Here is a 26,442-nt window from a genome sequence, read left to right as displayed (position 1 = left end):
TTTTTATTCTTGTCGGAGGATATACCCCATTCCAAATTGCGTGTGAATCAATTTACTTGGAAAATTTTTATCCACTTTTTTACGTAGGTAATTCACATATACCTCAATCAGGTTGGATGAATTTTCATCCTCCACCTCCCAAATATTTTCTGCTATTTCTGCCTTTGAAATCACCTTTTCCTGGTTCTTGAGGAAGTACTCCAATAATTGAAATTCCTTGGCAGTTAGGTTAATCTTTTGACCTGAACGGGTGACTAATTTACTAGTAAGATCAAGCTCTAAATCAGCAAATTTTAGCACTTGAGAGTCTACCAGAGTTTGATTGGAACGCTTAATCAAGGCTTTAACCCGAGCCATAAACTCCTTAAAATCAAAAGGTTTGGCTAAATAATCATCTGCACCAGCTTCAAACCCAATCAATTTGTCATCCGTGGTACTTAGGGCAGTTAACATCAAAATTGGAGTTTGAATTCCAAAGCTTCGTAATTCTTTACATAATTCAATTCCATTCATTCCTGGAATGATAATGTCCGATACAATCAGCTGGTAGGTATTTCTAGTAGCTAATTGTTTCCCCATGAGGCCATCGTAGGCCACTTCTACTTCATAGTTATTTTCCTCCAATCCTCTTTTTAAGGATTGAACAGTTTTGGGTTCATCTTCTATGAGTAAGATTCGTATCATCCAATGATGTCTTTTAAATTCGCCGGTGAATATGCTATTGATTTTAATACTTTATTATCAGATTTACGGTACACTTTCCACAACCCATGTTCTTCCTTGATTTCGGCTTCTGTTCCATCCTTCAAGAAGTAATATTCAACCGTTTTTTCAGCTTCTTCCAGGCTTTTACATGCTTTGGACATGTTTGATCGTTGGACTTCATTGAATAAATCAACAAATTTTTCACCCAAGCCAAATTCTAAAACAGCTCCTGAAAGTACATATTGAAGGTCACACAAAGCATCGGCTATTTCCACTAAATCACGGTCTTGGATAGCTTGTTGTAACTCTTCCAATTCCTCTGCCAATAAGCTCACTCGTAATTTGCAGCGTTCTTCTGAAGGAATGCATGGTTGAGCCAATATAGGTGCTCCAAAAGTTTCATGAAATAAGGCAACTTGATTTAAGGAATCGATTTTTTTCATATGGTATATCTAATAGAATAAAATTAGTCAATTAATTGATTAAAGTAAATCCTTAAAATCGAAGCTTTATCCACATCTTCAGCAGATCTCTCCCGATACAAATGTTGGATTTAAGGGAAAATAGTACAATTCAGTTTCCTTTTGTACACATTTCCACGACTTATCCACAGAAACATGTGGATAAGTATAAGCCAAAACCTTAGTTTATATTAAATTTTAAGAATTATTATATCAAAATGTTGAAATATTGGTGAACCAAAATACAATTGTGCACGAATGTGGATAAGTCGTGGATAAGTTAATAGCCAGGTTAATAAATGTTAATTAATAGAACAACAGGAATGTTAGAACAGCAGGAATTAATTAGTTAAGTTTTAATCATTCGCTTGGCTTGCTTTCTGAAAAGGATCCGTCCGAATAAAATAGTATAATGCGTTCAATTTTTTTAGTCAAGTGATTGCTTGGAACAAAGGAAGCGGCTGTATGGCTAACATTCATCTCCATTGAAGTATTTCCCGTGTTATTTTTAGTGCTTTCTCTGTTCCGCCTGAGATTTGATTGTACGATGGTAGGTTCAGCCAAAGAATTTTTATTCGATTCTGAAGGGCTTGCTTGCGGAGCGTCAAAAAGAGATGGACTACTCTGAGTCAGATCTAATTTAGGAGCAGCTGACGAATTTAAGGAGAGTAGTCGATCGTCAAATAATAATTCCTCTGCCGTAAGCTCAGGAAATGCTTTTAGTATTTTCTGAACAACATCTAAGCTAGGTTTATTTCTACCAGACAAGATATGGGATACACTACTTCGTGGTATACCAATCTTGTCAGCAAACTGAGAAGAACTAATCTGTTTTCTCTGAATTAACAATTCTATCTTTTGACTTAAATTCATCTTTGTAAAAATTCAAACGGGATTACAAAGTTAAATTTATAAAATAGAAATGCAAATTCTAATTGCGTTACAAATGTTTATAGTTTAATTATACAATTGTTACCAAGTGAAATGAGTTTACTTTTGTACAAACCTCCAATAGCCTTTTTGAAATCCTTTTTTGACATCCCTAATTGTTCATATATTTCTTCAGCAGGGCTTTTGTCATGAAGGTTTAATACACCACCATGTAAATTTATGGCTTCCATAATCTTTTCCCTTTGTGAATCCATACGCTGAATACCAATAGGCTCAATACGTAAGTCTAATTTACCATCTTCACGGATGTTATCAATGTAAACATCAATTAAATTGCCAAGTTTAACATTTGTAAATATTTCATTTTTGAATAATTGGCCCAGTTTACAATTGTTTACCAAGCATTTAATTCCCAAGTTGGTATATTCAAATGGTAATGCTTGTACTTTTTGACCTATGGTGAATTCTTCAACATCATCCAGCAAGGATAAAAACTTATCTATGCGGGCAGATGCTACAATTCGATCGGTTTGTGGGTCTAGGTAAACGTATACTAGGTAAGATTTGCCTACAGACATCTTTTCCCATTGTTGACCAAATGGAACTAATAGGTCCTTCATGAGGCCCCATTCTAGGAATACACCTATGGGGGTTACCTGCTTAACTTCCAAAAACGCAAATTGATTAATCGTCGCTAGAGGTTTTAGCGTAGTAGCAATAATCCGATCTTCAGAATCTCGGTAGATGAATACATCGATAAAGCCATCTATTTCATAGCTTTCTGGTACATACTGTAATGGTAGAAGTATTTCATCCTCATAACCATCTAAATATAATCCGAAGGAGACTTCTTTTACGATTCTTAGTCGATTGTATTCCCCAATTTTTAATTCATTTTCCATAAAAAAACCCGGTGATTAGCCGGGTGTAAAGGTATTCAATTTCTGACGTTAAACGACTACATTGTTTTCACGTAAGGCCTGATTTAAGGATGTCTTTAAATCTGTACTTTCTTTTCTTTTACCAATGATTAAAGCGCATGGTACTCCATAAGTTCCTGCAGCAAAGGTTTTTTGAATACTTCCAGGTATAACCACGGAATTTTCAGGGACAAAACCAATGTATTCTACGGGTTCTGGACCACTTACATCAATGATTTTAGAGCTACCTGTGATGGTTACACCTGCCCCTAAAACGGCTTTTTTACCGATATGGGCACCTTCCACTACAATGCAACGAGAACCAATAAAGGCTCCATCTTCAATGATTACTGGGGCAGCTTGAGGTGGTTCTAATACGCCACCAATGCCCACACCACCACTTAAATGGACGTGTTTACCAATTTGAGCACAACTTCCAACTGTTGCCCAGGTATCAACCATCGTTCCCTCATCTACATAGGCACCAATATTGACATAAGATGGCATTAAAATAGTTCCTTTAGCTAAGTAGGCGCCATAACGGGCAACCGCCGGAGGAACCACACGTACACCCAATTCTTTGTAATTAGATTTTAAACGCATTTTGTCGTGGTATTCAAAGATACCTACCTCACTTACTGACATCTGACGAATAGGGAAATACATTACAATAGCTTTCTTAACCCATTCGTTTACTTGCCAGCTTCCATCAGCTAATGGCTCTGCTGTACGAAAGATTCCTTTATCGACCTTTTCAACCACTTCTTCTATGGCTTGAATAACTTCCGGGTTTTGACGCAAGGAAGTGTCTTCCCAAGCTGATTGAATGATATTTTCTAATGAATTCATATAATATGTATGCAAAATTTGATAATACAAAGAACGTAGAAAATGCCTGCATAATCAATATGGCCATGGAATTATCTACTGGAAAAATGTGTTTAATGTATAAAACCGCCAAAAAACTTACTAAAATTTAACTTCAACTTTAATAAGTTAATTGATTGATTATCAGATAGTTGATAAATTGTTCAAAATAAAATTTGGTGAAAAACGAGCTAGAAATTAGCTAAAAAGACAAGTGACATTCTGTCACGCCCCTACCCTGCTGATTTTGCCGAGTCATTGGTATATGTAAATATGCAAAAAAAGCTTGAATAAAAAACGTATCCAATGAAATTTTTACAAAAATCTATTTAATTAGCCAAATGGGTAAATATTTATCGAGGTGTTTACTTTTGTATAAAGTGCCTTCTTTGCGATTAAACATATATTTATCGTCCAATTTTTGAGAATTGGGGAAAAATGGCTATTTTTGATTTTAATCTGAAATCAAATTATTTGTATCAATGAAAAAAATTAAAGTAGCTATTAATGGATTTGGTCGTATTGGTCGACTTACTTTTCGTAGATTATTAGAAAAGGAAAATGTCGAGGTTGTTGCGATCAATGATTTAACAGACAACGCCACGCTGGCCCATTTGTTGAAGTATGATTCTGTTCACGGTCGTTTCAATGGAACTGTGACTTCTGATGCTGATTCTATTACTGTCAATGGAAAGTCAATCAAGGCATTAGCTGAGCGTGATCCGAAATTATTGCCATGGGGTGCTTTAGGAATAGACGTGGTGTTAGAATCTACAGGTCGTTTCGTTGATGAAGCTGGCGCAGGCCAACACTTAACCGCTGGTGCTCGTAAAGTTATTATCTCAGCTCCTGCTAAAGGAAATGTTCCTACAGTAGTATTGGGTGTAAACGAAGATACATTAACGGATGATATGACAATTATTTCCAATGCTTCTTGTACTACTAACTGCTTAGCTCCTATGGCTAAAGTTTTAGATGATGCATTTGGTTTGGAAAAAGGATATATGTCGACTATCCACGCATATACTGCTGATCAAAACTTACAAGACGCTCCACATGCTGACTTACGTCGTGCGCGTGCAGCTGCTTATTCTATTATTCCTACTTCTACAGGTGCTGCTAAAGCGGTTGGTTTAGTACTTCCTCACTTGAAAGGTTTATTAGATGGCTCATCCATGCGTGTTCCTACTCCAGATGGTTCTGTTACCGAGTTTACTGCTATCTTGAAAAAAGAAGTAAGCGCAGATGAGATTAACGCAGCTGTTAAAAAAGCAGCAGAAGGTCCAATGAAAGGTATCTTAGAATATAATACAGATGAAATCGTATCTATCGATATCATCGGTAATTCTCACTCATGTATTTTTGATTCAAAATTAACTTCTACTATGGGAACTTTAGTGAAAGTAGTAGGTTGGTATGATAATGAATACGGTTATTCATCTCGTGCAGCAGATTTAATTGCTCGCGTAGGATAATCATTAAAACATACAACAAAAAAGGGAGGCTTGCCTCCCTTTTTTATTTATTATTGATAGCCCGTAAATACTTGATTGAAAATCCTTTTCGATAAAAGATATCTTCAAATCGGGTTTTAATTCCAAAATGATCTTGATTCCATTCCGATTGATATAAATCCCAAGTCTGGATGAGTAATTGCCAAGGAGCTTTGACTAATTGTTCAAGTGAATAATCAAAAAAGGAATCTGAATCAGTTTTCAGGTGAACGATACCTTGACTTTTCAAAACTGTTTGATATTTATCTAAAAAAAATGGGAAAGTTAACCGCTTTTTTTCATCACGGTCTTTGGGCCGAGGATCAGGAAATGTAATCCAAATTTCATCAACTTCATTTTCGTCAAAGAATTCAGGTAAATGTTGGATGTGAATTCTCAGAAATACCACATTTTTTAGTCCTTCTGCTTCAGCTTGCCTAGCACCTGCTGCCAAGCGATCCCCTTTGATATCGATACCTATAAAATTTTTATTTGGGAATAATTTGGCCAAACCCAAACTATATTCTCCTCTTCCGCAGCCTAATTCCAACACGATGGGATTCGCATTTTGAAAATAACTTGATCTCCATTTTCCTCGGCAAGCATCAAAAAAATCTTTTCCAGATTGAATAACCCAGGGAGATTTGATGGCTAAATCATATTTAAATTCTTTTCTTCTACTCAAAACCTACGCATTTATTTCAGCCACCAAATAGGTACTGCCAGTAATTAATATAAAATCATTTTTCTGTGTCGAATTTTTGGCCAAATCTATGGCCTTATTGACATCCTTCTCACATATACCCACTAATCCGTGCTCTAGTGCCATTTCTTGTAAATTTTCAGCTGAAAGGGCTCTTGGATTTTGTGCTTGGGAGAAAATATAATGAGCTTTCTTTGGGAATAATTTCAAAACTTTGTGAATATCTTTGTCCGCCACCATTCCTAAGATTATCCATAAATCACCCTGATTGAGACGCTCAACTTGACTTAATAATTGGCTTATTCCACTTTCATTATGTCCTGTGTCGGCCACTATCCATGGATTTTTCTGAATTTGCTCCCATCGACCGTGTAATTGGGTATTGATTTTTGATTTTTCAATACCTTGAATAATTTTTGTCCATTCCATTGGAATGATATGTTGTGATTGAATTTGCTCACACCAGGCCAATACACCAGCAATGTTTTTTACTTGATATTCTCCTGCATAAGGTGATAAAATTTCGAATTTCTCCTGCTGCTTAGATTTTCCAATTAGCCGTAGTTTATCTTGCTCATGAGTAATGCCAGTCCATTGAATTTGGTCTTCAGCAAAAACTATTGAGGAATTCATTTCCTTAGCCTTCTCTAAAAATACATTTTCTGAAAAGGATTGTCTTTCTGAAATACAAATGGGAACGCCTTGTTTAATGATCCCTGCTTTTTCTGCTGCAATTAATTCAAGCCGGTCTCCCAAAATATCTTGGTGATCCCAGCTTATATTGGTGATAAAACAAGCTTTAGGCTGTATGATGTTGGTTGAATCCAATCGTCCACCAAGACCAGTTTCAATAATAGCCCAATCAACCTGTTGTTCTTTAAAATAAGAAAAGGCCATCAAGACCGTCCATTCAAAAAATGAGGGTTTGATATCTTGAATGAGCTGAATGTTTTTTTCTACAAAATCAACCACCCAATCTTCCGCGACATTTTGTCCATTTATTTTAATCCTTTCCGTAAATGATTTGAGGTGAGGTGAAGTATAAAGACCTACTCGATAGCCATGCTCCTGTAAAATGGAAGCCATAAAATGAGAAGAGCTCCCTTTTCCATTGGTTCCAGCAATATGCAAGGATGGGAATGAATCTTGTGGATTTCCTAGACGGGCACAAAGCTGCTGTATATTCCCTAGTCCAGGTTTAAAAGCTTTTTTCCCTTCCCGATGAAATACGGGTAATTGGCTGTATAAAAAAGCTATGACTTCTTTATAATCCATTCGATGATGAAAAAGAATTATTTCGAATTGATTTTAAATACAATGGTTCCTGTAGAAACCTCAGGACGCTCCCCAGCTGAGGTTGGTTTAAAGCTTAATTTTTCTACGGCTCTTTTGTATTTCTGAGCCACCGAGGCCGATAAGGTATTTTCAATGATTCTAAGGGAAATAATGTTGCCACTCTCATCAATTTTTAAAGAAAAACGAATGATGCCAGATTCATCCGAATCGTCATTGACTTGTGGTCTAGAGGCTAATGCCCAGCCTGTCATATTTAAGGCTACTCCATTTCCACCTCCAATTCCTCCACCACTGCCCCCACCTTTTCCTTTTTGTCCGGAATAAATGGCTGAATTATTAATATCTCCGTCTAATTGACCTTTGTCACCAATTTTACCCTTATCATTTCCATTGGAATTCCCACCAGCAGCATCACTGGTACCTCGAGTACCATTACTGCTTGATTTCTTTTTGAATAATGCGGATTCATCTATTTTAGGTTGCTCCTCAACAACCGGCTTAGGAGGTTGAACGGCCGTTTTTTCAGCTGGTTTATCAGCTATTTTTACGGTACTTTTTACTGTTGAACTCAATAAGGGGGTCTCCTTGGTAGGCGTAGTCTTAACAATTTCCTTCTTAGGCTCTACTTTTTTATCAGCAGGTTTTGATTCAACTTCATTGAGTAAATCATTGGCTTGATTATGAGTTTGAATATCCCCACCCCCTTCATTCGTATTACCATAATTCACTTCAAAACCACCAGCTGGTATTTCCATTTTTACCTCATCGCCTGACCAAATATTTAAAGTCCAGAAAAGTAACAATAGCCCTCCATTGATTAAAATGGTGAGTACTAATGCTTTTAACTGATTTTTTTTATCAAGTTCTTTCTGTGCGAGAACGCTATTCATATTCTTATGGTTTAAACACCCAAATGTCTAATTTCTTTTGGCTTTTTAATTCAGCTGCCTTTTTATATCCAGCTTCCATACTGGCTTCTGTACCAATACTGACACGAAAATGGATGGCGTCTTCGTCTTTAGGTAATATTACAGCTTGATCAAAACCTTTCAACTTTAATTCTTGAATGGCCATTTCGGCTTTGGCTTGAGTTAAAAAACTCGCGGCCACTAAATAAACTTTCTCAGTTGCATCTTTCGTAGGGCCTTCTGATAATGCTTTTTTAGGTTCTTCCAATGGCGCATCTACAAGCGAATCAACAGGAATCTCTTTTTCTGTTGGAACAAAGGCTTTTGTTGCTATAGGAACCGGAGCAGATTTTTCTTTTTTAATTTTAATAGTAAAGGGGCTTAAAGAGCTATTTACATAACGAGAATTGGGTTCTGTTAAAAAATAGGCACTAAGACCGCCCAATATAAAGGCTAGTAATGCATATACGTAGACTTTGGTGCTTATTCTTTTAGGTGCTAATTCCTCTTGAATCTCCTCCAATTCCACTTCGCTTATCTCTTCATGCAAAGACATGGATTTTTCTATTGGGTTTTCAATCAAAACCGGCTTGGAAATACTAGGCGAATTTGGTAAAGCTACAGGCATTAGTCCAAACTGACTTAAATCGAAATTTTGATCAGGATTTGGTGTAAACGCGATTTTAGATTCTGCTGTTAGGCTGAATGTCCCTAACTTGTTTAAAACCATGTGTTGCTCTGACATGAGCAAATCTTTCAATGATTTACTGAATTGATTGATTTGGTCAAAAGCAATTTTATGACTGATTCCCTCCTTTTTTGCCCAAGCGGTAGCCAAAATACCATCATCTGAACGAAGTCGCTCATTAAAGGCAATCCATCTTTTTCTAGGGTAAATGATTTCCTCCTTGGCATTGAATTCAAAATCTTTAACATTGACCACAAAACCCCCAAAATTGGGAATAATGATGCAGTCATGCTCATAGAGTAAGGTTTCAATTAAGTTGACAATGGAGTTATTAAGGGTCATATTAGAATGAATAAGCTACGCTTACGGTATAGTTTAATCCTTGTGAAGGGTAAAATAAATACCTTTCATAATTTTTTCCAAGTAAATTATTAGCACTCACTGCTGCATTGAACTTTTTAGTGATTAAATAATTCACTTTTAAATTCAAATCAATGATGTCTTTCATGGCAACTGCAGTATTGGTTCTAGGATTCAAACCATAAAGTCCGTTCATATAAAATACATCGGGTGAAATGATGATTTTATCTTTAAACGTAATGGAATTGGTGAAAGAGATATTCATCGCTGGTCGGTGATAGGCTTTTTCTAAAGTACCTAAATTTTCATACTGATTGATATCGTATTTCAATACCGATAGAAACCGCTCATTCAATTGGTAATTAAATTGACCGGAGAAGTTCATCACTTGTGCCTTTTTCAAATCACCAGCATAAACAATAGCATATTTTGAACTATCAGCTGAACTAGGGACAAAAAAGGACAAATTACTGAACTCAGAATACATGAATTTAAATTCAAAATCAAAACTACGTTCATTGGATCCTTTAAATCCACCAAAAACATTAGCCGTTTGAGCGGTGTTTCTTAAATCAATTCGATTTCTCAACCAAGGATTTTGTGCCACCATTTGACTTAGGGTATTGAAATAAGTATCTCCTCCTAAACCTGCGAAAAAGTGGATAAAATTGGCAGCTTTATAATCCAATTTAACTACTGGGAATAAACTGGTGGTGTTTAGGCTTCGCAATTTATCTTTCTCATTAACTACATTGATACCTGCGTGTATGGACACCCGGTCATTCTTGTAGAAAAAGCTTGGCTTTACACGATATAATTCTCTTCGGTTATTTTCCAAACTTGCATATTCGCTCATGGTCATATCCCCAGAGAAATGTGCCGACAAGTTATCATTGATCGTTAATACGGTTTGAATTTTACTATCCCAGATCCATTCTCTTTCATTTTGTGAAGTAGACATCATGGTTAAACCTGACGTGGCGATATAGTCAAATTTTGCATCTTTTTTGGCACTTGAAATGCTTCCTACATAATTAAATCGGTCATAATATACCCCAAATGTCCCATTGGCCATGTTGTTGAATTGTTCTTCAGGTCTTCCATACCAATTTGCTTCTACCCTTTTATAGCCTATTGATCCATTTAATAAATAAGAAGGTGTAAAAGTTTTACTATATACCTTAATCTCATTTTCGTTTCTACCAGAAAAACTCGTTGCAACGGGTCCTCTACGATTGGCGTCGTGGTTTACATATAATCCATGGAAAGAATTTTCATTTGGAGTAAATCCGAAATGGGCATTCATTAAGGTATGTCCGTAATTTCCGGCACCTACCTTAAATACATTTTTGAATTTTGGCCCATAGGAAGAGGTTAACTCATCTCCTTCTCTGGGATCCACTACGGAGGTGCTGATTTTGGGTAATTGAGTACCCTCCCATTTCCTGTCCACTAAATCGTATTTCATTTTACGGTCCTTGCGCAAATCTTGAGCTTCTTCCAATGGGTCAAAGCCGCGAGATACTTGAGGCTGTAATTCTATTTTTCGAGTCTTTTCTACTTCGATGGCTTCATCCTGGATAGAGCCTTCTCTTTTTTGGGCAAAACCCTCAAATGTGCCTAAGCAGAGTCCGAATGTAGCAGTGAATAGTACTTGTTTAGCTGTTCGATTGAATCTCATCTTATTTTATTTTAAGGGTAAGCTTTCTAATTTAGTTTTCGCAGTTTGTATTACTTCGGCATCGCTGGAGTTATCTACGATGGATTTTAAAGTGGCTCTCGCTTGTGGTATATTTTTCAATGCTATGAAATTATCTGCCAATAAAATATAAGCTTTACCCAAAATAGCGTCAGAAGCTTCGGAATAAGTATTTCTGAATTTATCTAAAATCATTTCACTGGATTCTTTAAATTTAGATTCCTTGAATAACAACGAAGCTAGTTTCAATTGGGCCGCAGCTCCTATGTCATTTTTATCCAAATTGGTGGTTATGCCTAACCAATTCCTTTGATTTACTACATCACCCCCTGCCTCAAAAGTATTTGCCATTTTTTCTGCCAATTTGGCTTTATCCTCCTCGAGGATATCTTTTGACTGAATTAATTCATCGGTTATATAAGCAGCAGAATCTAGCATATTGGCCGCTAGGAATGTTGTCAATAGGCCATTATTTGCTAAAATCTGGTCTTTAGGTCCTGTGTATTTTGTCTTAAACACATGATACCAATTGGCTGATGCAGAATAGTTCTTATTTTCCAATTCCATTTCAGCGCTACGTTGAATGGCTTTATTAATTTGAGGATGAACATTTTGTTCAATCATCTTTTTGTAGAAAATCAAAGCTTCTGGTTTGTTATTGGTACGATAAGCTGCATCGGCAATTAAAAAAGTAGCTTCCACTAAATTCTCATTATTGGGATACTTCTCAATAAAGGCTTTCAATGGGGCAATGGCTTTATCGTATTTTTCACCTAAATATATCCCTTTGGCAGCGCGATATTCTAAATCCACGTTTTCAGCTTCATCCGGACTGTTTTTCTGAAAGTTTCCTAATAATTGACCGAAGTCCTCAGGCCTACCTACTTCATTTAATTCCTCTTGAAGACCCACCAAGGCATCTTTAGCCGTTTTATCTGTTGGGAACTCCTGGATGATTCGCTTGTAATCAACGATGGACAATTCATGCTGGTTGGTATTGGCATAAGATTGTGCACGTTTAAGTAAGGCTTGGGTAAAATATGGACTTTTCGGATTGTTCTCAATCAAATCGCTAAAACCAACAATGGCCTCTTTGTATTTATTGGTATTAAAAGAAATGACATTTTCTTGGAACGCAGCATCATCCACATATTTTGAATTAGGGAATGAAGTTCTTAGTTGTTTGAAACTAGCTTTTGCTTCATTGTCGCGGTTCAAATAGGTCAAGGTTACTCCTTTTTGATACAAGGCATAATCCTTTTCTGTTTTGGCCAAATCTATGGCTTGGTTGTAATAGGTTAAGGCTTCATCATATTTTTTAGACACTAAATATGTATCAGCCAATCGTATTAAGATGGTTGGATTATTTTTAGCATCCGGACTTAACTTCAAGCGATCAACATAGGCCTTAAATAAAACATTGGCTTTATTGAAATCTTTGGTGTTGAAATAGGCATAGGCCAATCCCATACGTACCTTTTGTAAAAAGTCATTGGGCTTAGCAACTGGTGGAGTACCTATCAATAAGGGAGAATAAACCTGAATGGCTTGTTCATATTTCTTTTGTTGAGACAAAGCCTCTCCTTTCCCAAATAAGGCCTGAAATTTCAAGTCAGCACTTTCTGGATTTTCTGAGGAGGTTTGAAACAATTCCAATGCCTGATCAAATTTGTTTTCATTGTATGCCTTTACACCTAAATTATAAGTCAAGGTTTGATATGCGGCATTTAATTTTGAATTGCGATTGGCCAAACCTTTTAAATAATCCAAAGCAGCCTGAATGTTGTTGGAATGGATAAAGGCATCAGCTACCAATTCAGTGGATTCCTCTAAAAACTTACTCTTAGGGTATTTTTTATTGAATTCTTGAATCGCATAAATAGTTTCACTTGCCTTACCTAAGTCTAATAATACTTTGGCATGATTAAAATAGGCTTCTTCTTGTATTTGTGCATTGAATGCCAAGGCTTTAGCTTGTCCAAAAGCCTGCAAAGTAGCTTCTAGATTTCCAGCCTTCAATTGGGATAATCCTAAAGTGAAAGCTGCATATTGAGCCAAGGTATCTTTTTTGCCTGCCAAGGCTTTCAACTCGTCTGAGGCTTCGTTGAATTTATTGGTTTTGTACAAAGAGTATCCAAAGCGGTATTGAATCTCTGGAGTAATTTTAGTGGGATTAAGTTTCTTGTATAGGCTGTAGCTGATAGCTGCTTTTTCAAAATATGCGAGCTTAAACTGAACCTCAGCCACTAAAAGAGAAAGTTCATCTAGATTATACCCAGGCTTTTTCTGTTTTAAAATTGGTTCAGCATAATTCAATAATTCATTAAATTTCCCTTCATGGAAGTAGCACATGGCTATCCAATTGGGGATATCTTTTCTAAAACGGCTCGAACCTTTGGCTTTTTTAAAGTCTGTATTGGCCTCACCGTATCGCTTTTCTCCAAAATTAATGACCCCAGCATAATAGGCTGCAGCAAAAGCAAATTCTTCCTCCGGTTCAGCTTTAATTTCATTGAATAGCGGCAATGCTTCTCTAAGCTCCTTTAATTGATAATAAGAAACGGCCAGTTTGAACTTAGCTTCTAGATTAGTCTCAGAGGACTTACTTAAATATTTGATGGCTTTTTTATAATCACCGTTGTCGTAAAAGAAACTACCAATACCTCGCATTAATTTAACAGCTTGAGGATGCTCTGGATAATTGGCTACAAAACGATCGGCTACAATTTCTGCTTCAGGCTGACTCATGTACAAGGTACACATGGTCATATAATACTCAGCTAAGACTTTTTGACCCGCTTGCTCATTATTAAGTGGCTCCAAACTTGCTAGATAGGCTGAAAATTCTTCTTTGGCCGCAACATAGTTTTTTGAATCAAAATATTCTTTGGCCTGTCGGAAGTGTAGTGTCTGATCCCCAAAACTTAAGGTTTGTTGTGCCACTGCCGACCAAGAAAGCAAGAAAAATAAAATAGCTGGAATCCAGCAAAGTGTACGGTTTTGTTTTCTCATTTGTAGAAGATTACAGCATTCTCAATTACTACAATAATACGATTTTTCTTCCAAATAATTGTAGCGAACTCCCAATTTATTTAGGCTAATTTGGGGATACAATGTCCAATTTTAGTTTGATTAAGGCGATTTTCTTATCTTTATGCCCTACACCTGATCAACGTTTAATTTTTAAAAAATTCATGACAAAATTTACTAGAAATTCCTGGCTATTAGTCACACTTTTATTGGGAATCAACCTATTAGGCTTTGGTGCCTCCCCTGCTATACGACATGAAATCAGTATGGCATCCCCGCATACGCATTACTTTCAAGTTAAAACGACTGTCGATCTAAGCCAAGCCCACTGGAACAAATCTTATATTGATTTTAAGATGGCAGCATGGACTCCTGGTTCTTATTTGATTCGGGAATTTGCTCGCAACGTGGAATCTTTGACTACCCTTAAAAATGGACAATTGATTCCTGTTGATAAAATCAATAAAAATACTTGGCGTGTACCCATCAGTAAGGGTCAAAAGCAAGTGAGTATCAGTTATGACGTATACGCATTTGAGTTATCTGTACGTACTTCTTTCCTAGATGATACGCATGGCTATATCAATCCTGCTTCTGTTCTACTTTATGTGAATGAGTTAGCTCAACAAGCTCAGGGGCTTCAAATTAACCCGCATAAATCCTTTCATCGAATTTCTACTGCCATGAAGCAGACAGCTCCGAATACTTTTGAAGCTAAGAATTTAGATGAATTGATTGATTCCCCGATCGAAATTGGTAATCATCAAGTATTCCAATTTAAGGTGGGGAATATTCCTCATCAGATTGCATTTTATGGTCAAGCCAAAGTAGACACGACTAAATTTATTGCCGATGTAAAGAAAATGTGTGAAGAAGCGGCACGCGTTATAGGTGTACATCCATGTGATCATTATTTATTCATCATACACAATTTACAAAGAGGCACGGGTGGTTTGGAGCATTTATACTCTACCACATGTCAAGTTTCAAGAACTGCCTACGAAACGGAAAATGGATATCACGGAATTCTTGGCTTATTATCACATGAATATTTTCATTTATGGAATGTGAAACGCATTCGTCCTAAAGCCCTAGGGCCTTTTGATTATGAAAATGAGAATTATACCCATAATTTATGGTTATCTGAGGGAATGACTTCCTATTATGGAGCATTAATTTTACAACGTTCAGGGCAATCGACTACGGATGCTTATTTGAAATCGGTGGCTGATGAGATTTCTTCGGTTGAAAATACACCAGGAAACAAAGTGGAATCTGCAGCCTCTGCTTCTTGGGATGCTTGGATTAAGTATTACCGTCCTAATGAAAATAGCCGTAATTCCACTGTTTCATATTATTCTAAAGGATCAGTTTTGGGAACAGTCTTGAACCTTTGGGTGATTAAGCAGAGTCAAGGAAAGGCCAATTTAGATGATGTGTTTCGTTATTTATACCAAAATTATTATGTCAAATTACAGCGAGGATTTACGGATGCTGAATTAGAAAATGCTTTTTCAAAAGTGGCTGGAACTTCAGCAAAAACGATTTTTGAACAATGGGTATACGGAACAAAAACTCCTGAGTATGCCCAATTATTTAAGGAAGTTGGATACGATTGGGCTGACTCCAATGTGGGAAAAGCCATTCCTTTTTTAGGTTTTAGCGTAACCGCAGGTAAAATCACAAGTGTTTTAAAAGGAAGTACAGCTTATGATTATGGTTTAAATGTGGGCGATGAAGTTTTAAAAGTCAATACAGAAACCTTTGAAAGCATTGAAAAATCTTTGAAAGACAAAAAAATAGGTGATACCTTATTATTTACGGTTCGTCGAGATGGATTAGAAAGAACCTTTGCTGTTCCAGTTGGACAATCAAGCATGGCTGCTTTTAAACTGACTACGATGAATCAATTGACCGAGGGTCAAAAGTCTTTACGTGCTAAATGGTTGGGTAAAATGAACTAAAGCGTATGTTTGCCCATTTCGGCATACATGGAATGGAAATTATTTAAGACGAAATTTTGAAAGGAGGAGCTGGATGCCAGCTCCTCTATTTCTTTTTGAGAGGAAAAGTCCAAGACTGAAAATTTGTAGCTTTGTTCCAAATTAGGGGCTTCAAATTTCAAAATGTATTTGGAGTTCCATTCAAACAAGGAAATTCGCATGGATTCGTGGGGAATTTCTTTGATGAAATGCATATACTAAGCCTCTTCTACGATTTTAATACTTTGTATTTTATCTCCTTCACGGATTAAATCAATCACTTCTAAACCTTCTACCACCTTACCAAAACATGTGTGTTTGCGGTCTAAATGTGCTGTATTGTTTCTAGAATGACAGATAAAGAATTGGGAACCACCTGTATTTGGTCCACGGTGTGCCATCGACAAAACTCCACGATCATGAAATTGATTGTTACCCGTTAATTCACAGGGAATAGTATATCCTGGGCCACCAGCACCAGTACCTGTTGGATCTCCTCCTTGAATCACAAAATCAGCAATTACTCGGTGAAATGTTACTCCATCATAAAATCCTTTATTGGATAAATCAATGAAGTTTTTCACGTGGATGGGAGCATCTTCCTCATAAAATTTAATTTTCATCAACCCTTTATCGGTCAACATTTCTGCGTATGCCATAATTTCATTTAATTTTGAGGCACAAAGATGCGAATGAAAATTGAATTATTTAAATTGAATTCTTTTTATTGCCTAAACTAAAAACATCACATGTCTTCTATCAAACGACTTAGTCCCATTTTTTGCATGCTCTTCTTTGTGGGGCTATTAGCTTGTGATTCTGAAAAGGAAAAAAAAGAAGCTACTCAATTCTTTTTACGAGGAAATCAAAAATTTAAAGAAAAGGAATATTTTGAGGCGATTAAATGGTATAGCGAAGCGATTTTGAAGAAAAATGACTTTTCGGATGCGTATTATAATCGAGGTTTGATTTATGAGCAATTGGAAAAAAATGAGGAAGCTTTAACCGACTTCTCCGAGGCTGTTGAATTAGATGCGAAATTTGGTCCGGCATTATTTAAAAAGGTTGAAATGCTTCAAAATATGAAGCGATTGGATGAAGCCGAGCTTGAGGTACAAAAATTAGTTAAGTTGTTTCCTGATTCCTCAGCCTGCCACCGTTTGCAGGGAGATATTTTCTTTGAAAAGGAATCAAATAACCAAGCCTTAGCTTCGTATGAAAAAGCGATTCAGTTAGATAGCAATTTGGTGGAAGCATTGATCAATAAAGGAGTGGTATTACAAACCATGGGTGAATTGGATTTAGCTGAAAAAGCATTTCAACATGCCTTGCTTAAAGGAAAGTATAAGCATTTGATTTACAATAATTTAGGGTACTTGGAGATAGAAAGAAGGCAATGGAAATTAGCTGAAAAATGGGTGCGTAAAGCTCTAGAGATAGAACCTAACAATGAACTATTTTTGAAAAACTTAGCTAAAATTAATAAGGAATTAGCCCTTAAATAAGGCCATGTATTGTGCCAAAGCAGCGGCATTGATGCTTGAATTAGTTTCGATTTCCATTAATTGTGCGCGGTCGGACTCTTGAAAAAAGTTTTTTAGAGCGTGAACTAATTCATTTTCATTTTTAACGCTGATATAATTTATTCCAGCATCCTTTGCTACGTTTTCTGCATGAAAAACTTGTTGAGTTTCCATGAATTCTTCCAATTCAGGTAAATCTTTAGCTCCATCTAAATTTCTAAAAATACCTCCCCCACGGTTATTCATTAGTATAATTCTCCAATTATTGGGTAAATAGGAATTCCAGAATGCATTTTTATCGTAATGAAATGCCACATCACCAATAATGGAAATCACTAGATTGGAATTACTTTGTGCAGCACCCAAGGCTGTACTCAAACAACCATCAATTCCAGATGTTCCCCGATTAGCAAAAACCTCAATGCCTTTTGGCACGAATTTAATCCAATTTAAATATCTGACAGATAGCGAATTAGCTACATGAATTTCAGCCTTACTTTTTGGAAGAAATGGAGCTATTTGCTGAAATATATGTAATTCATTCCATCCAGAAGTAGATTGTACTTGCTGGGTTGAAACCATTTCATCGGCATTTTTCCAAGCTTGAAAATATGATTGCTGTTGATTTGGGATGTTCAGTTGGACTAATTCCTTTAAAAAATCAATTTCATCCACTTCTATCAGATGTTGTAAACCTTTGAATGGATCAGCTACAAGAGCCTGAGCATGAGGATTTATTTGCCATTCCTGCTTTTCAGAATTGGCTCTTAAAAATTGCTTGATTCTTTTGGTAACAAAACTTTTACCTAAGTGAATATGAAGATCGGGCTGTAGGATTTCCCAGTTTTGCGAATTTGCTAGAATCAAATCATGGCTATCCAGGGCAACTTCTGATAAATTGGCAATTGAATCAGCCAAAACAGGTATTCCTTTTTTCATCAATTCATCCATGAGGTCTTGAATTTGTTTGTTCAAGGCCATTTGTCCTACCGTGATTAGGATCTTATTGGAAGCACTGACATTCCTTTGAATAAATGTTTTGATGTTGATATCCAAGGATTTTTTAGCAGACCATCTTTGGATTTTTCTGATTGGTTTTACTTGAGCTAGGGCTGCTCCTTTTTCCGGATAAAAGGGCTCTTGGATAGGAATATTGATCTGTACTGGCCCCTGTGGTGCAGAAAAGGCTGACCAAAATGCGTCATTGGCTATTCTATTTCTATGCCAAAGTTCATCTGAAGATTCATGTGAACGGGTTGAATAGGAAAAATATTGTTTGGCATGAGCTCCAAATATTCGTTCCTGATATATGGTCTGCCCATCCCACTGTCCAATCCACTCTTGCGGTCGGTCTGCCGTTAGAATTATCAATGGTACTTCCTGAAAATAAGCTTCTGCGATGGCGGGAGCCATATTTAATGCAGCGGAACCAGAGGTACAACAAAGAATTACTGGCTTATGAGATTTAAGTGCTAAACCGAGAGCAAAAAATCCAGCCGAGCGTTCATCACTGATGGAAAAGGATTGAATAGCTGCATGTCGACTTATCGCCAGCATGATGGGTGCATTCCTAGATCCAGGACAAATAACAGCCTGATTTACACCATGCTGGTTAAAGGTTTCGATTAGTTCTACAAGTCCAGAGGGGAAGGCCATAGGTAAAAAAAGCCTCGTGAGAGGCTTTTTAAATTATCCAAGATATGTTTTCAGTGCTTTACTTCTCGAAGTGTGACGTAAACGACGAATCGCTTTTTCTTTGATTTGTCTTACTCGTTCACGAGTCAAATTGAATTTTTCTCCAATTTCTTCTAAGGTCATAGCATGCTCTCCATTCAAACCAAAATACAAAGTTACCACATCGGCTTCACGCTGTGTTAAAGTTGAAAGAGCACGTTGAACTTCTCTACGTAGTGAATCATTGATCAAACCCGAATCAGGTTTGTCTTCTGAGTCATTTTCTAATACATCTAATAAGGAATTTTCTTCTCCTTGCACGAAAGGTGCATCCATGGATACGTGACGTCCAGAGATCTTTAATGTATCTACTACCTCACCGGTTGAGATTTCCAAAACTTCGGCTAATTCTTCCGGAGAAGGTTCACGTTCGAATTTTTGTTCTAACTCAGAAAAGGTTTTTGAAATTTTATTCAAAGAACCTACACGGTTCAAGGGTAAACGAACAATTCTAGACTGTTCTGCTAAAGCTTGTAAGATGGATTGACGAATCCACCATACGGCATAGGAAATAAATTTAAAACCACGAGTTTCATCAAAACGTTGCGCTGCTTTAATCAAACCTAGATTACCTTCGTTGATTAAATCACCTAAGCTAAGTCCTTGGTTTTGATATTGTTTTGCTACGGATACGACGAAACGTAAATTGGCTTTCGTGAGACGTTCTAAGGATAATTGGTCCCCATCTCTAATTTTTTGAGCGAGAATTACTTCCTCGTCTGGGGTCAACAAATCCACCTTGCCAATTTCTTGAAGGTATTTGTCGAGTGATTGACTCTCCCTGTTGGTAATCTGTTTGCTAATTTTTAGCTGTCTCATAGGGGCTTACAAAAGAATGAATGGGTTATAAAAACATATAACCCATGAAATAACATATTAGTTGTCAGAATTTTCTGAGCTACGTTCTGGTTTTGGTAATAACACTTTAGCAGATAAACGGAATTTTCCTGTTTTCTTGTCTACTTCTACCAATTTTACTTTCACTTTGTCTCCTTCTTTGAAAACGCCATCCATGGTTTCGATGCGATCCCATGATATTTCAGAGATATGAAGTAAACCATCTTTTCCTGGTAAAAATTCCACAAAAGCACCAAATGCTTGAATGTTTTTTACTTTACCATCATAAACCTCTCCCACTTCTGGAATAGTTACTATACCCTTGATCATTCTAACCGCGTGATCCATGGCTGCACCATTCGCTGAGAATACACTTACATAACCACCATCTTCTTTTTCTTCGATGGTTACAGTAGCTCCTGATTGCTTTTGGATATCTTGAACCACTTTACCGCCTGGTCCGATTACCGCACCAATTTGGTCTTTCATGATTTTGATAACAGTAGCACGAGGAGTTTGAGGCTTGAAATCTTCTCTTACCTGTGGAATCGCTTTTTTCATCTCATTCAAGATGTGTAAACGACCTTCTTTAGCTTGAGATAAAGCTTCCACTAAAACTTCGTAGGAAAGTCCTTGAACTTTGATGTCCATTTGACAAGCCGTGATACCGTTTTCTGTACCAGTTACTTTAAAGTCCATATCACCTAAGTGATCTTCATCACCTAAAATATCAGAAAGAACGGCATATTTACCTGTTTTAGGGTCGGAGATTAAACCCATGGCAATTCCAGAAACCGGTGCTTTGATTTTTACACCTGCATCCATCAAAGCTAAGGTACCTGCGCAAACAGTGGCCATAGAAGAAGAACCGTTAGATTCTAAGATATCCGATACAATGCGCAAGGTATAAGGGAAATCTTCCATTTTAGGAAGAACTTTCTTGATGGCACGCATGGCTAAGTTACCATGACCAACTTCACGACGACCTACGCCACGATTCGGTTTTACCTCCCCTGTTGAGAAACCTGGAAAGTTATAATGCAGCATAAACTTATTATAACCTTGTGTCATAGGTTGATCGATGATTTGCTCATCCATCTTAGTTCCTAATGTCACGGTAGTTAATGACTGAGTTTCTCCACGAGTAAACACGGATGAACCATGAGGAGTAGGTAAATAATCTACTTCGCAAGTAATTTGACGAATTTCGTTCAATTTACGTCCATCCAAACGGTAGCGCTCTTGCAATACTAATTGACGAGCAGCTTCTTTTTCTATATCGTGGAAATAATGTTTGGCCAATGAAAGGTTCACGGTATGATCTTCCGGTAAAGAAGCAACATATTCGTCAACGATGGCTTTGAAAGCGGCTTTACGCTCATCCTTTTTAGGATTAGCTTGCTTAGCTACTGCCAAATATTTATCGTAATAGTTTTTCCACAATTCAGCACGTAGTTCTTCGTCGTGTGTTTCATGTGAATAAGCACGCTTTTCAGTCTTACCTGTCGCAACAGTTAATTCTTTTAAAGCAGCACATTGTAATTTTATAGCTTCGTGAGCGATTTTCAAAGCTTCTAACATTTCTATTTCAGAAACTTCGTCACCTTCACCTTCCACCATTAAAATATCATTTTCGTTGGCAGCCACGATTAATTCTAGGCTGGCACCAGCTAATTCACTTACGGTAGGATTTACTTTATATTCCCCATTGATTTTAGCAATGCGAACTTCGGATATTGGTCCATTGAAAGGGATATCGGATACCGCCAATGCCGCCGCTGCAGCTAAACCTACAAAAGCATCAGGTAAAACTTCTGAGTCAGCTGAAATTAAATTAATTAAAACTTGCACGTCAGCATGATAGTCATCTGGGAATGTGGGACGCAAAGCGCGGTCCACCAAACGTGAGATTAGAATTTCATAATCAGAAAGGCGAGCTTCTCTTTTAAGGAAAGATCCAGGGATACGTCCGTTCGACGCAAATTTTTCTTGATAATCGACAGATAATGGAAGGAAATCCACTCCTTCTTTGGCCTCTTTGTTGGCTACTACTGTAGCTAACAACATCATATTTCCTGATTTGACAACAACGGCTCCATCGGCTTGCTTGGCTAATTTGCCAGTTTCGATTTGGATTTCCTTGCCGTCAGGCATTGAAATATGTTTTGTAATAATGTTGAATGACATACGTTTTTGAATAAATTGCTACGCCCTATGCGTAGAATAAAGATGTTTGTTTGATGATTCAAACTGTACCGCAATGAATAAAGCAGGGCTTCATGAAATGAAACCCTGCCATTAATCTTATTTACGAATACCTAATTCAGCGATGATTGCACGATAACGTGTAATATCCGTACGAGTTAAGTAATCAAGTAAACGACGACGCTTACCAACTAATTTCAAAAGACCTAAGCGAGTGCTATGATCTTTTTTGTTTTTCTTTAGGTGCTCCGTCAAATGATTGATTCTGAATGTAAATAACGCAATTTGCGATTCAGCAGAACCAGTATCGATTTTTGACTTTGCTTTCCCTTTAGATTCAAAAATTTCTTGTTTTTTCTCGGGTGACAAATACATCTTTTACCAGTTTTTAAATTGTGAAAAATTAATTTGCAAAAGTAGGAATTTTAATGAGAAATTCCAAATATACCTGCTTATGCTTGGGTGGAAACTTTGTTCTTACGATTGTTCCAATAGGTTTTTATTCGATCCCAAAGAATTTTATAAAAGTCGGATTCAAATAGTCGGGAGTCTTTCAGTGCAATTTGTAAGAAATAAGCTCCAATTAGGGCTAAAATACCGTTAGAGATCCATGCACCAATTTCGACTAGCACCTTCCCTTCTTTCGCCATTTTGTCGCCTTGTTGGGTTAAAATATACATTAGAATAAAGAATGAAACGGCCACTACCACCGGAATACCGAAACCACCTTTTTTAATAATCGCACCCAAAGGAGCTCCAATTAAAAACATGACCAAAACAGCGAGTGAATTTGTGAACTTGTGGTGCCATTCTAAATCTGTCTTTTTCAGTTCGGTTACTCGTTCATTTAAATTGACTTCATTTGTTTGTCCAAAGGCAATTAAATTCTGAACTTCTTGTCTGGCCATTTCCTCCATAGGCCGATAGTCCTTATTAATTTTAATTTTTTCGGCTATTTTGGGACCTATCCATTTCGTGTTGAAATTCATGCTTCTTAAAGAGGCACCTACGGGTTTTCTGAAATAAACATAATAAACGCTGGAAGCCAAGGTGAATCCTTTTCTCATATTGCGAATGTTTTTTGACAAAGAGTCGGCATCATCGGCTAACTGGTTGTTATTTCGCATGATTTGGTGGTGTGCAAACTGATTTTCTTCAGTTTTTTGTAAATCAAATCCGGCCAGGGACATGACTATTTTACTACGTTTGAAGCTATGGATGGCTAATTCGGAAAGGTCATTTCCTGGGCCTCTGTCGGCATCTTCTATGTAATCTTTGCCATTGAATAGTTCGAAAATCAAATATTTCCGGTCTAATATGGTATACATTTGGGCAGAATCCGCTACGGTAACATGTCTGTTTCCATCATTACCTGTATGGTCATAAATGATGAGTGACTTTAAGGTTTTATTATCCGGAAATTTTTTTGCCACTTTGATGGAATATCCGGGAAGGTCATTGTAGAAAATCCCTTCTTTTATGTTGAGGGTTGTCTTGGTGGTTTTAATGTCATACAACAAGCTCCACCCTTTTAAGTTGGCCCAGGGTAATGCCACATTGACAAACCAAAACATGAAAACGCAGATAACAAGGGTAGTGACAAAAATGGGCCTAAAAATACGAAATATGGAAATACCGGCACTTTTTAGGGCAGTCAATTCGAAATTCTCTCCTAATTTTCCAAATGTCATCAGTGACGATAATAAAATGGATAAGGGCATGGCAAGCGGTACGGTAATGAGTGAGAAATAAAAGAATAATTCGACGTAAACGGTGGCCCCTAGGTCTTTTCCAAACAGGTCGGCAAAGTAAAAGAGGACCAATCGTAAGAGGAAAATAAAAATGACAATAAGGAAAGTAAGAACAAATGGTCCCCAAAAGGCATTGAGGACTAGTTTATCTATTTTACGCATAATTAGCTTCCTACGATTTCTTTTAATTTATCGCAAAGATAATCCCAAAGTTCGGCAGCATCATCGTCCGACTTGAAAGTTGATGCACTATCACTTACTTTTAAATAGGTCGTATTGGAAAGTTCGCTTACATCTAATTTCAGTTCAATAAATCCTTTGGATGAATCATCTTTGGTATTGAAAAACTCGAATCGTACGAATTTATTCAATTTACTCTGAACTAAAGTTGCAGGATGATTTTCGTCATCCCAATAAAAATGAAAGGTACTGGCATTAGGTACGGTAACCTTGTCGGCAAACCATTGTTGTAGTCCTGAAGCGGTACTTAAATATGGATAAAGTACTTTTGGAGAGGCTTTTACCTCGTATTCAAACTCAAAATTGTTTGCTGGCATATTATGTAATTATTAATGGATTAGGCTTTACTGACAAAATTCTAGCCCTCTTTAGCAAAGGTATTATTTCTAAGCTAAATCCCAAATCTGCCACAAAATTAATCAATATTAAGAATTTATTTGTGACTGTAATCGCTTTCTGCTACCTTTGCAACGCAATTTGGCGGGGTAGCTCAGATGGTTAGAGCGTTGGATTCATAACCCAAAGGTCGGCAGTTCGATTCTGCTCCCCGCTACTTTTCATGTAAATTAGAAGACAAACTTAAGGGTTTGTCTTTTTTTTTGTGCTGGTTTTTGGTCGAGGTGGCGCTGTCGAGAGCCTCAGGCGCCTGTTTAACCTTAACTTTTACGCTCAGAAAGATTTTTGTGGTATGGAATGCTCTAAAACAAAAGATGGCTGAGGTTATCGAAGCCACCTTTTATGAATTTGATTCTTCGGCGCCTTCGAGAGCCTCAGGCGCCTTTTTAACCTTAACTTTTACGCTCAGAAAGATTTTTGTGGTATGGAATGCTCTAAAACAAAAGATGGCTGAGGTTCTCGAAGCCACCTTTTATGAATTTGTTTTTTCGGCGCCTTCGAGAGCCTCAGGCGCCTGTTTAACCTTAACTTTACACCTTCAGAAAGATTTTTGTGGTGTAGAATGCATTAAAACATTAGGTGGCTGAGGTTCTCGAAGCCACCTGCATTACCTCATTTGAAAAATAAATCGGATATTTGTTCCCTGATTTTATCTCAATGTTTCTTTAACCTGTATGAATAAACCTCCATTCGATGCGATTTTCATGGAATTAGCTCAAAATTTAGCTTTGAGATCACATTGCACGCGTGCTCAAGTAGGTTGCGTGCTGACCAAAGAAACTCGTATTATTTCCATTGGATACAATGGTCCTCCAGCTGGAACACATAATTGCGATGATGAATTTGGAGAAGAAGGATGTCCCAGAGATTCTAAAGGATCTTGCTCCTTGGCTTTGCATGCAGAACAAAATGCCATTTTATATGCCTCTAAAAATGGGGCAGATGTAGAGGGTTCGACCATTTATGTGACCCTCTCCCCTTGTATATCATGTGCAAGGATTATTTACAGCATGAAAATTAAACGCGTAATTTACCTAAATTCCTATGCAGCCTATAAAGGGCTTCCATCTGATGAGGGAGTGGATTTCTTACGCAAATTTGGCGTGGAAGTTGAGGCTTACGCTGAAATGGACCTAAAATAGGGTGAAATATTTGGAAAGTAGTATGTAGAATGAAGAATGTAGAATGAATTTTGGATACTATTGCAATTCTACATTCTACATTCTTCATTTATAATTAATGATGATGCACCCCACCCTCACCATGAACGTGGCCATGAGCAATTTCTTCAGCTGTTGCTTCGCGAACCTTGATTACCTTTCCATTGAACATTAAATCTTTTTCTGCCAAAGGATGGTTGAAATCCATAGTTACAGTTTCTGGACCTACTTGTACTACCATACCCTGCATTCGGTTTCCTTGGTCGTCGGTCATTGGAATGAAATTTCCAACCTTTAACATATCGCTGGTATCCTGTCCTTCAATTTGAAAGATCGATTTTGGTAAATCAATAATGGCGTTCGGGTCCACCACACCATAGGCGTCCTCTGCTTGAATGGTGAAATCAAAGGTATCATTGGCGGACAAGCCATTTAAATTTGCTTCAAAAGCTTCTGGTAAGCCACTCAATCCATGAATAAATACCATAGGTTCATTTTCATCGACAATCTCTACCACTTCTGGTTGGCCTTCTTCATTTGGGAAGGATAATTGATATGAAATGAATACTACGGAGTTCGGTTTAATCTGCATA

At 37.2% G+C, this 26,442-nt stretch carries 24 protein-coding genes and 1 tRNA gene; 6 read left to right on the top strand and 19 right to left on the bottom strand.

Annotated features, from left to right (window positions below; translation table 11 throughout):
• Nucleotides 1–3: 3 nt before the first annotated feature.
• The 5 genes from ACST15_RS02325 to ACST15_RS02305 all read right to left on the bottom strand — a co-directional run bounded on the left by ACST15_RS02325 (nt 4) and on the right by ACST15_RS02305 (nt 3,826).
• Nucleotides 4–681: a response regulator transcription factor gene (locus ACST15_RS02325; protein WP_459453235.1), complete on the bottom strand. Its 678-nt coding sequence runs from the start codon at nt 679–681 to the stop codon at nt 4–6.
• Complete coding sequence (locus tag ACST15_RS02320) at nt 681–1,148, bottom strand: pyrophosphohydrolase domain-containing protein (RefSeq protein ID WP_459453034.1); 468 nt, start codon at nt 1,146–1,148, stop codon at nt 681–683. Before ACST15_RS02320 ends, ACST15_RS02325 begins: the two co-directional genes overlap by 1 nt.
• 378 nt (nt 1,149–1,526) lie before the next feature.
• Nucleotides 1,527–2,039, bottom strand: a complete 513-nt coding sequence (locus ACST15_RS02315) for a helix-turn-helix transcriptional regulator (RefSeq protein ID WP_459453033.1) — start codon at nt 2,037–2,039, stop codon at nt 1,527–1,529.
• A gap of 77 nt (nt 2,040–2,116) precedes the next feature.
• Entirely contained in the window at nt 2,117–2,959 is an 843-nt protein-coding gene (locus ACST15_RS02310; RefSeq protein ID WP_459453032.1) for a CvfB family protein, read from the bottom strand.
• 48 nt (nt 2,960–3,007) lie between these two features.
• Nucleotides 3,008–3,826 (bottom strand): 2,3,4,5-tetrahydropyridine-2,6-dicarboxylate N-succinyltransferase, encoded by an 819-nt coding sequence (locus ACST15_RS02305; protein ID WP_459453031.1) that lies wholly within the window; start codon nt 3,824–3,826, stop codon nt 3,008–3,010.
• Nucleotides 3,827–4,326: 500 nt separating this feature from the next.
• Here ACST15_RS02305 and gap point away from each other — a divergent pair, with 500 nt between their 5' ends.
• A complete protein-coding gene (gene gap / locus ACST15_RS02300; protein WP_459453030.1) occupies nt 4,327–5,319 on the top strand; it encodes a type I glyceraldehyde-3-phosphate dehydrogenase in 993 nt (330 codons plus the stop codon).
• Nucleotides 5,320–5,362: 43 nt separating this feature from the next.
• On the opposite strand, the gene trmB is transcribed toward gap, so the two are convergent.
• From trmB to ACST15_RS02270, 6 genes are read right to left on the bottom strand one after another with little or no spacing between them, the layout of a single operon-like run.
• Complete coding sequence (gene trmB, locus ACST15_RS02295) at nt 5,363–6,022, bottom strand: tRNA (guanosine(46)-N7)-methyltransferase TrmB (RefSeq protein ID WP_459453029.1); 660 nt, start codon at nt 6,020–6,022, stop codon at nt 5,363–5,365.
• A 3-nt stretch (nt 6,023–6,025) separates the two neighbouring features.
• On the bottom strand, nt 6,026–7,315 hold the full coding sequence (locus tag ACST15_RS02290; RefSeq protein ID WP_459453028.1) for a bifunctional folylpolyglutamate synthase/dihydrofolate synthase: 1,290 nt from the start codon (nt 7,313–7,315) through the stop codon (nt 6,026–6,028).
• A 17-nt stretch (nt 7,316–7,332) separates the two neighbouring features.
• The gene (locus tag ACST15_RS02285; RefSeq protein ID WP_459453027.1) at nt 7,333–8,226 is read right to left on the bottom strand and encodes an energy transducer TonB; all 894 of its coding nucleotides are present in this window, start codon (nt 8,224–8,226) and stop codon (nt 7,333–7,335) included.
• A gap of 4 nt (nt 8,227–8,230) precedes the next feature.
• Nucleotides 8,231–9,274, bottom strand: coding sequence for an HU domain-containing protein (locus ACST15_RS02280; RefSeq protein WP_459453026.1), 1,044 nt, complete (start codon nt 9,272–9,274; stop codon nt 8,231–8,233).
• Between the two features lies 1 nt (nt 9,275).
• On the bottom strand, nt 9,276–10,973 hold the full coding sequence (locus tag ACST15_RS02275; RefSeq protein WP_459453025.1) for a TonB-dependent receptor: 1,698 nt from the start codon (nt 10,971–10,973) through the stop codon (nt 9,276–9,278).
• Nucleotides 10,974–10,979: 6 nt separating this feature from the next.
• Entirely contained in the window at nt 10,980–14,003 is a 3,024-nt protein-coding gene (locus ACST15_RS02270) for a tetratricopeptide repeat protein (protein ID WP_459453024.1), read from the bottom strand.
• 182 nt (nt 14,004–14,185) lie between these two features.
• Here ACST15_RS02270 and ACST15_RS02265 point away from each other — a divergent pair, with 182 nt between their 5' ends.
• Nucleotides 14,186–15,985, top strand: a complete 1,800-nt coding sequence (locus tag ACST15_RS02265; protein WP_459453023.1) for a M61 family metallopeptidase — start codon at nt 14,186–14,188, stop codon at nt 15,983–15,985.
• A gap of 236 nt (nt 15,986–16,221) precedes the next feature.
• Here ACST15_RS02265 and ACST15_RS02260 read toward each other — a convergent pair whose 3' ends face one another.
• Entirely contained in the window at nt 16,222–16,662 is a 441-nt protein-coding gene (locus ACST15_RS02260; protein WP_459453022.1) for a peptidylprolyl isomerase, read from the bottom strand.
• A gap of 90 nt (nt 16,663–16,752) precedes the next feature.
• Between ACST15_RS02260 and ACST15_RS02255 the strand changes: the two genes are divergently transcribed.
• Complete coding sequence (locus ACST15_RS02255; protein ID WP_459453021.1) at nt 16,753–17,508, top strand: tetratricopeptide repeat protein; 756 nt, start codon at nt 16,753–16,755, stop codon at nt 17,506–17,508.
• On the opposite strand, the gene menD is transcribed toward ACST15_RS02255, so the two are convergent.
• The 6 genes from menD to ACST15_RS02225 all read right to left on the bottom strand — a co-directional run bounded on the left by menD (nt 17,494) and on the right by ACST15_RS02225 (nt 24,610).
• Nucleotides 17,494–19,182, bottom strand: a complete 1,689-nt coding sequence (gene menD, locus ACST15_RS02250) for a 2-succinyl-5-enolpyruvyl-6-hydroxy-3-cyclohexene-1-carboxylic-acid synthase (RefSeq protein ID WP_459453020.1) — start codon at nt 19,180–19,182, stop codon at nt 17,494–17,496. The two genes, ACST15_RS02255 and menD, sit on opposite strands and share 15 nt — an antisense overlap.
• Before the next feature lie 33 nt (nt 19,183–19,215).
• Complete coding sequence (locus ACST15_RS02245) at nt 19,216–20,079, bottom strand: sigma-70 family RNA polymerase sigma factor (protein ID WP_109323139.1); 864 nt, start codon at nt 20,077–20,079, stop codon at nt 19,216–19,218.
• A gap of 57 nt (nt 20,080–20,136) precedes the next feature.
• Nucleotides 20,137–22,284, bottom strand: a complete 2,148-nt coding sequence (gene pnp / locus ACST15_RS02240; protein ID WP_459453019.1) for a polyribonucleotide nucleotidyltransferase — start codon at nt 22,282–22,284, stop codon at nt 20,137–20,139.
• A 117-nt stretch (nt 22,285–22,401) separates the two neighbouring features.
• On the bottom strand, nt 22,402–22,677 hold the full coding sequence (gene rpsO, locus ACST15_RS02235) for a 30S ribosomal protein S15 (RefSeq protein ID WP_109323137.1): 276 nt from the start codon (nt 22,675–22,677) through the stop codon (nt 22,402–22,404).
• Between the two features lie 77 nt (nt 22,678–22,754).
• Nucleotides 22,755–24,215 (bottom strand): LptF/LptG family permease, encoded by a 1,461-nt coding sequence (locus ACST15_RS02230; RefSeq protein WP_459453018.1) that lies wholly within the window; start codon nt 24,213–24,215, stop codon nt 22,755–22,757.
• 2 nt (nt 24,216–24,217) lie between these two features.
• Nucleotides 24,218–24,610 (bottom strand): START-like domain-containing protein, encoded by a 393-nt coding sequence (locus ACST15_RS02225; protein WP_459453017.1) that lies wholly within the window; start codon nt 24,608–24,610, stop codon nt 24,218–24,220.
• A gap of 162 nt (nt 24,611–24,772) precedes the next feature.
• On the opposite strand from ACST15_RS02225, the gene ACST15_RS02220 reads away from it, so the two are divergent.
• The 3 genes from ACST15_RS02220 to ACST15_RS02210 all read left to right on the top strand — a co-directional run bounded on the left by ACST15_RS02220 (nt 24,773) and on the right by ACST15_RS02210 (nt 25,831).
• Nucleotides 24,773–24,846: transfer RNA gene (locus ACST15_RS02220), tRNA-Met, on the top strand.
• 157 nt (nt 24,847–25,003) lie between these two features.
• Complete coding sequence (locus ACST15_RS02215; protein WP_459453016.1) at nt 25,004–25,276, top strand: hypothetical protein; 273 nt, start codon at nt 25,004–25,006, stop codon at nt 25,274–25,276.
• Between the two features lie 87 nt (nt 25,277–25,363).
• Nucleotides 25,364–25,831, top strand: a complete 468-nt coding sequence (locus ACST15_RS02210; RefSeq protein ID WP_459453015.1) for a deoxycytidylate deaminase — start codon at nt 25,364–25,366, stop codon at nt 25,829–25,831.
• A 94-nt stretch (nt 25,832–25,925) separates the two neighbouring features.
• Here ACST15_RS02210 and ACST15_RS02205 read toward each other — a convergent pair whose 3' ends face one another.
• Nucleotides 25,926–26,441 carry an FKBP-type peptidyl-prolyl cis-trans isomerase gene (locus ACST15_RS02205; RefSeq protein ID WP_459453014.1) on the bottom strand — a complete coding sequence of 172 codons (516 nt, stop codon included), beginning with the start codon at nt 26,439–26,441 and terminating at the stop codon, nt 25,926–25,928.
• Nucleotide 26,442 lies beyond the last annotated feature (1 nt).

The sequence above is a fragment of the Aquirufa sp. Wall-65K1 genome (assembly GCF_054558475.1).
This window is presented reverse-complemented; position numbering and strand designations above follow the sequence as displayed.